The 7,065-nt window shown below is 36.2% G+C and carries 6 protein-coding genes; 3 read left to right on the forward strand and 3 right to left on the reverse strand.

What is annotated here, in order from left to right:
- Positions 1-93 precede the first annotated feature (93 nt).
- Positions 94-1,134, reverse strand: a complete 1,041-nt coding sequence (locus tag ACFPM4_RS19840; RefSeq protein ID WP_144922965.1) for a polysaccharide deacetylase family protein — start codon at positions 1,132-1,134, stop codon at positions 94-96.
- A 173-nt stretch (positions 1,135-1,307) separates the two neighbouring features.
- Here ACFPM4_RS19840 and ACFPM4_RS19845 point away from each other — a divergent pair, with 173 nt between their 5' ends.
- The 3 genes from ACFPM4_RS19845 to ACFPM4_RS19855 are packed head-to-tail and all read left to right on the forward strand — an operon-like array spanning position 1,308 to position 4,659.
- Complete coding sequence (locus tag ACFPM4_RS19845) at positions 1,308-2,570, forward strand: FG-GAP repeat domain-containing protein (RefSeq protein ID WP_382355676.1); 1,263 nt, start codon at positions 1,308-1,310, stop codon at positions 2,568-2,570.
- Positions 2,571-2,587: 17 nt separating this feature from the next.
- Positions 2,588-3,271: a response regulator transcription factor gene (locus ACFPM4_RS19850; RefSeq protein WP_382355679.1), complete on the forward strand. Its 684-nt coding sequence runs from the start codon at positions 2,588-2,590 to the stop codon at positions 3,269-3,271.
- Positions 3,256-4,659 (forward strand): sensor histidine kinase, encoded by a 1,404-nt coding sequence (locus ACFPM4_RS19855; RefSeq protein WP_382355682.1) that lies wholly within the window; start codon positions 3,256-3,258, stop codon positions 4,657-4,659. The genes ACFPM4_RS19850 and ACFPM4_RS19855 overlap by 16 nt, the downstream gene beginning before the upstream one ends.
- A 38-nt stretch (positions 4,660-4,697) precedes the next feature.
- Here the strand turns inward: ACFPM4_RS19855 and ACFPM4_RS19860 are convergent, their stop codons facing one another.
- Together ACFPM4_RS19860 and ACFPM4_RS19865 are read right to left on the reverse strand one after the other, a co-directional pair.
- Complete coding sequence (locus ACFPM4_RS19860; protein WP_382355685.1) at positions 4,698-6,413, reverse strand: AAA family ATPase; 1,716 nt, start codon at positions 6,411-6,413, stop codon at positions 4,698-4,700.
- Positions 6,414-6,864: 451 nt separating this feature from the next.
- Positions 6,865-7,065, reverse strand: a 201-nt coding sequence (locus ACFPM4_RS19865; protein ID WP_382355688.1) for a hypothetical protein, incomplete at its 5' end; no start/stop codon positions are given.

Below are 7,065 nucleotides of genomic sequence, written 5' to 3' on the forward strand. Positions count from 1 at the left end.
AATCAATAATTATGAATATTTTCCGAAAGAAATACAAAAGGTCAGACATTCATCCGCTTAAGCGAGTTTCATCTGACCTTTTAATCTAATATTCTATTTAAATTGAACTGGGGTCATTGCTTCATTAAGTGCTAACATTTCATATCCGTTCTTTTGATAATATTGAAGCAATTTTTCCAAATGTTCTAGAGTTGTAGGTTTTTCATGAAGTAAAACTACAAGTGGTTCCTTATTAACAAGACGCTCCGTTTGCTCAATTACCTTCTCCACAAATTCTCCATTCTGGAATTTCCAGTCTACTGAATCAATATTCCAGTCCCAGAGAATTAAATTTGCTGCATCTGCTGCAGACTTAAAAGGTGGAGTAATATACGGTTTTGATCCATAAGGCGCTCTACTTAGCAATGTATCAATATTAGTTAAATCATATATATATGAAATTGCTTTTTCCATTTCGTTTACAAAGTTACTTGGAGATTTATATACTTTAGATTTATCATGTGTAACACCATGGACACCAACTGTATGGCCACCTTCCACCATTGCTTTTACTGCCTCTGGATGGTTCTTCATATTTGGTTCAAGCATAAAGAAAGTTGCCTTCGCATTATATTTATCTAAGAGTGCTAAGATGTCTTTCGATACAGGATGTGGGCCATCATCAAACGTTAAATAAACATATTTCCCGGTTTTTAATGCAGTCTCCACATTTTGCTCTCCTTCCGTCGAATCATCCTTTTCTCCCTCTTGGTCTTTTTGTTGATTATCATTTTTTGGTGTTTCTTCATTATTTTCATCAATTGGTTGATCTTCTTCTATCGGCAGCTCCGATTCTTTATCAGTCTGCGGATCTTCTAAATTAGAATCATCTTCTTCATTTTGAACAGGTTCATCCACCTCTTCATCTTGGATAGGGGTATCCTCTTCCTTCTCAGGTTCTGGTGTTTGATTCTGCTCTTGATCATTATGTCCTACTACGGGATATCCATTACTCTTCGTTGCCTCAGCATTGCTTTCTGAAATTCCGACCCAAATTAAATACACTAACATCATTAACAGTGCAAATAACAAACTAGCCGCTATTTTCCCCTTTTTATTTAACCTTCTCATTCTTCTTCTGGTTGTTCTATCCATCCCGTTTCATCCCTTCGACACATTCTACTATTATATTAAAATATCCGACATGTAAATTGGTAACATAAAAGTTACAATATTGATAAATAAATACCACTGTTACTTTTTTGTTACAAATACTGTTAAGATGTATAATAAAATAGATTTGCTATTGAATACGGAGGCTACTATATATGAAACGACTTCATAGATTACTGATTTCAATATTAGCTTTATTTTTTATAACTGGTTGCTCTTTCTATGAACCAAACACCTCCTTAATGTCACCACCAAAACTTCCAGGAACAAAGGCAGAATTAAAGGAATCTTTGTCGAAATATATCCCAAATAATGCAGATTTGTTAACACCAATAAATAGTGAAAAGAATAATCCAATAATGCTAGTAGACTTAGACGGTGATGGTAAAGAAGAAGCAATTGTGTTTTATCAATCGACCGTAAAAACAGAACTAGCAAAAGGTATTATTTTAAAAAATAATGATGGGTGGGAAAAAGTTGCCAGTATCGATGGAGGTGGTGCCGTACTCGTTGACCTCCAATTTACAGACATAACGAATGATAATCGAAAAGAAATTATCGCTGGTTTCACCTATTCAGAAGAATCAACGGAACGCGGCTTGCTCATATATGATATTTTTTCAGAAGAAACACCAAAGTTGTTATTAGATGAGTCGTATTCTCATTTCTTAGTGGATAACTTCGATGAGAAAGAAGCGCAGGAATTAATATTAATAAAATTTGATAAAGGAAAATTCAACACTCTCCTTCTGTATGGACAAGAAAAAGATACATTAGTGGTACGAGATCGCCTGGAACTGGACCCGTATATTAACGGATATTACAACTTAATTAGTGGGAAAGTTTCAACGACTAAGAATGGAATCATGCTGGATGCAAGTATTGGGGCACATTCTGCAACAACTTATATTATAGTAGTGGAAGAAAATCGCCTACAAAATATGTATTCACAAATTGCAGAGAAACCTTTACATGACACATTTAAGATAGCAGCAGTGAAAAGTGAAGATATCAATTTCGATGGTATACTTGAATATGGAACTTTAATCGAACCAGTATTAGAAAAACAACTTGCCTATGTCGATACACCCTATATTACAGTTTATTATCAAATAGGTGAAAATGACCAGACGGAAATTATCGACAAATTATTCATCCAATATCAATTACAATATAAAATAAGTATCCCGTTACATTGGCCAGCTATCAAGATCAACCAGTCAGATGATAGAAAGTACACGGAAATATTAGATGCTGAAACAAATGATGTTTTATTTGATGTATACGTAACGAATAAATATTATGATCCAAATGATGAATGGACAATACTCGCAGAAAATAATAACTTTATATACTTATCTAAATCTGCAGATGAAGAAACGGAAAATCTTTTTCAACTATTAAATGAAAATGAATAAAGCTGAGAGGGAAACGAATGGAAAAAATATTAATAGTGGAAGATGAGGAAAATATAAGAGGTTTTATATTAATCAATTTAAAAAGACATGGGTATCAAGTAGTCGAAGCAAGTTCAGGGGAAGAAGCTCTAGCTATTTTACAAAATACACCAGATATCTCCCTCGTTCTTCTCGATATAATGCTCCCTGGTATAGACGGCTTTCAAGTTTGTAAAGAAATTAGGCAAAAAAATGAAAACATCGGTATTATTATGCTTACTGCAAAAACTACAGAGACTGATAAAGTGGACGGATTGCTTAGTGGAGCCGATGACTATATATCAAAACCATTTAGCCCAAATGAATTAGTTGCTCGGATAAAAACATTGATGCGTAGAATCATTCATCACCATAATCCTGTTGAGGTAAAAGAAACTGGGATTCGCTTGGATCGTCAAAATAGATGTGTATATAAGAATGGAAAAAAGATTGAATTATCACCAACCGAATATGCAATTCTTTCTATTTTAGATCTAGCAAACGGTGATGCCATCAATCGGAATGACATTTTAGATGAAGTATGGGGATTAGATTTCCCTGGTGATTCTAAAATTGTGGATGTGAATATACGCCGTATAAGGCAAAAGCTTGAGGATGATGCTTCCAATCCGGCCTATATTCAAACTGTATGGGGCTTCGGGTACAAATGGGTGAAACAATGACAAAAGAAGTTGGAATTAAGAAGCGGCTTTTTTTACAGCAATTTATGATTATTACCTTAACTGTTGCAATGTTGGAAGGTGTATTTTTTGTAAGTATATACCAGTATTACTATAAAAACACAGAGGAAATTATTACATCGTATGCCAAAAACGCAGCTAATTTTGCTACGCGTTTTATGGATTTATCACCTTTTAACTTACAGTATTCCATGCCGAAAATGATACAAGAATTTAAAATGTCACAGGCAGAAATGCAGATTGTTTCTCCGTCTGGTGAAGTATTAATGTCTTCTAGTGGGTTTTCCCCACACGGAACAATCGACCAATTAGAACTTGTAAAAGCAACCTTAGAAACTCCATCCACTTGGGTAGGTGAAAATCCGGACACTGGTGAACGAATTTTAGCAGCAGCTGTCCCATTAGAGTTTGAGGATGAACCAACCATTTACTTTCGCTTTGTTATTTCTCTAGAAAAAATCGATGAGTTCGTAAAAAGACTAATTATTATTGCCCTATGTATAGGTGTTGGCATAGTAACAATTGTCTTAATCCTGAGTTATGCGATTGCCAAAAGGATTACAACTCCACTTACACATATAACAAATGCAGCAAAGCAGTTTTCCAATGGGAACTTCGATATGAATATTGAAGAAAATTATATTGGAGAACTAGGCACTCTTGCTAAGTCTTTTAATGAAATGAGTCATTCCTTACAACAACATGAGACAATGAAGAATCGTTTTATCTCTTCAGTATCCCATGAACTCCGAACTCCACTTACAAGTATTAAAGGTTGGAGTGAAACACTCTTATCTGGAAATCTTCAAGATAAACAAGAAACGGAAACTGGGCTTCGGATTATAACGAATGAAACCGATAGGCTCATTAAGATGGTAGAAGAATTACTCGATTTTTCTAGGTTAAATAATGAAACAATGAAAATTGAAAAGATGGATTTTAATTTTCACGAGCTTGTAGATGAAGTGGTAAAGCAATTCGATAAGCAATTAAAAAAGAAACAAGTGCATATACTTGTTGATGTTTCTGATGAAGTTTCCTTGCATGCTGATCGTAATCGCATAAAACAGTTGCTTATTAACTTAATTGATAATGCCTTGAATTATAGTGGCGAAGATAGTGTCATTGAAATTAAAGGGTATATTCAAAACCAATCTTTTATCGGAGAAATTAATGATAATGGTTGTGGAATTAAAGAAGAGGATTTAAAAAATATTCACAAGCCGTTTTATAAAGCAAATGAGAATACAACTGGTACTGGCCTAGGCCTTGCAATTTGCCAGCAAATTATTAATCTGCACAATGGTCAACTTATTATTAAAAGCGAAGTTGGAGTGGGCACTAAGGCTGCTTTTATGTTACCAGTGTAAAAAGGGTAGATCCAAAATTATTGGAATCTACCCTTTTTTTATATTAAAATTGCAGTTTCTTGGTCCACAATTGCTTGTACTTCTGTTCCATCCAACGTTTCTTCTTTTAGTAATGCTTCTACTAATTGTTCAAACGCAGGTTTGTGTTCTACTATCATTTGTTCCGTTTGTTGTATTGCTTGTTGGAATAACTCTTGCATTTTTGCATCTTTATCTTGTTTATGGAAAGTTAACGTAAAACCATCTTGAAGCATTCCTGTGTCAACCATATCTTCTAGAAGTTGTTTTGCTTGTTGAACATCACCACTTACACCAACACTATGTTCGCCAAGATATAACCGTTCTGCAACTCCACCTGCAAGAATCATACTTACTCGATTTAATAACTCGCTTGCTGTAGTAAGATGCAATTCTTGTTGTAATGGTGCCACATACCCTAATGCTTGACCACGAGGAATAATTGTCGCTTTCCGGACAGAACCCGGTTTCGTTACTGCTTGAATAAGTGCATGTCCAGATTCATGGATTGCGACTCTTCTCTTTGTTTCTGGATCGTTCAACGCTCTAGAAGTGCTACCTAGAATAGTACGGTCTATCGCATAATCCAGGTCTTCCATCCCTACTTCTTCCCGTCCTTCACGAACTGCTTTTCTACTTGCCATTTCAAATAAAGAACTTATTTGTGCACCAGAAAAACCTGTTGTACTTTCAGCAAGTGTATCAAGTGACGCAATTACATTATCTGCAAGTCGCTTATTCTTTGTGTGAATATCGATAATCTCTTTACGACCTTTTGTATCCGGTAAAGGAACATTAAATGTAAAGTCAATCCGACCCGGGCGTAAGAATGCATCATCTAGCATATCTTTTCTGTTTGTGGCCGCAATAAATAAAATTCCTTCATTTTGATGACCACCATCCAGTTGTACAAGTAATTCTGTTAATGTTTTCTCTGCTTCTTCCCCGCCATGTTGCTTCCGTTTCCCGGCTAGAGCATCCACTTCATCAATAAAAATTACTGCAGGTGTTTGCTTTCGAGCATTTTCGAATAATCCTCTAATTCTAGAAGCTCCAACACCAACAAATAATTCAGTAAAAGCAGATCCACTCGCAGAGAAGAAGTTTGCACCAAGCTCACGTGCAATCGCCTGTGCAAGTAAAGTCTTCCCAGTTCCAGGCGGTCCATAAAGTAGGATTCCTTTTGGTGCTTTGATTCCTACTTTCGCAGAGCGCTCTGGATCTTTTACTATCTCAAGTGTTTGTAAAATCTCATCTTTCATCTCTTCTGGCAAACCACCAATATCTTTCAAAGTAATGGTTGGTAGTGGGATCGATTTTGCAGTGCTATGTTTTGACTTAGCAAAACTTAACCCACCCTTTTTTCGTAAAATAATCGCTGCTGTTAATCCAACAATTATTATACCGCCAAATATGAAATACCCAGCACTACTACTATCAGAGTACTTGTATTGTATATTGTATTTTTGCACTAATTCTTCAACTAGTGGACTATTTGGGCGAAAATGAGAAATAAATTTACCATCTGGAGTATCTATATAAATCGTACCGTCTACTTTCTCAGTTAAGGTTACGAGCTCACCTTTTTGAGCTTTTATGGTATCTTCTATTGAGGAAAATGGAATTACTTTTCCACTATTCATGGAGGAAAATGCCCATATTGCGGCAGCTACTACGATGACAAAACCAATGACAAAAGGGATAAGTTTAGCTGAAATTCTTGAATTTGACTTCACTGGTCCATCTCCTTATATAATATCAATCTATTATTCATTATATCAAAATAATATTATATAGGTCATTAGGCATATTTTAGTAAAATGGTTGGTTATTAGAGGTGAAGACTAGTATGTAGCTGAATTATTCATTTATGTGGTAAGTTGCTGGATATATTGTAGCATGTGCTGCTTATTTCATTTGGGAGTGGGAACGCGAGTGTATTGAACTGAGCATGACCTCTCCTTTCTCTTTTTCCTTTAGGCGGGCATGAGTGAAGCTCTAGCATGACCTCCATCTTCTTTTTTTACTTTAAGAGGGGACTTTGAGGACTCATGTGTGACCGCCACCGCCCATTTTCCTCTCAACCGGGCACGATACGACTTCCAACGTGACCGACTCCTCCGATTTTTTTTTCTTTTACTGGGCACGCAGCAGGCTACTGCGTGACCGCTACCATCCATTTCCCTCTCAACCGGGCACGATACGAGCTCCAACGTGACCGACTCCTTCGATTTTTCCTTCCACTGGGCACGCGGCAACCTCCATCGTGACCACCTCCGTCCATTTTCCGATTAAGTCCATATAATTGTGTAAAAAGAATAGGTCATCACCATGACCCGTGATACAATGTTTTCGACCAAGAAACCATTTAAACGGAGGACATGATGA

Origin of the sequence: Lederbergia graminis, assembly GCF_042655485.1 — a bacterium.
Taxonomy (GTDB): Bacteria; Bacillota; Bacilli; order Bacillales; family Bacillaceae_C; genus Lederbergia; species Lederbergia graminis.

Bases quoted from the DNA above. Each gene is read 5' to 3' on its own strand.
- ACFPM4_RS19840 (WP_144922965.1), bottom strand. From the start codon at position 1,134: ATGGATAGAACAACCAGAAGAAGAATGAGAAGGTTAAATAAAAAGGGG.
- ACFPM4_RS19845 (WP_382355676.1), top strand. From the start codon at position 1,308: ATGAAACGACTTCATAGATTACTGATTTCAATATTAGCTTTATTTTTT.
- ACFPM4_RS19850 (WP_382355679.1), top strand. From the start codon at position 2,588: ATGGAAAAAATATTAATAGTGGAAGATGAGGAAAATATAAGAGGTTTT.
- ACFPM4_RS19855 (WP_382355682.1), top strand. From the start codon at position 3,256: ATGGGTGAAACAATGACAAAAGAAGTTGGAATTAAGAAGCGGCTTTTT.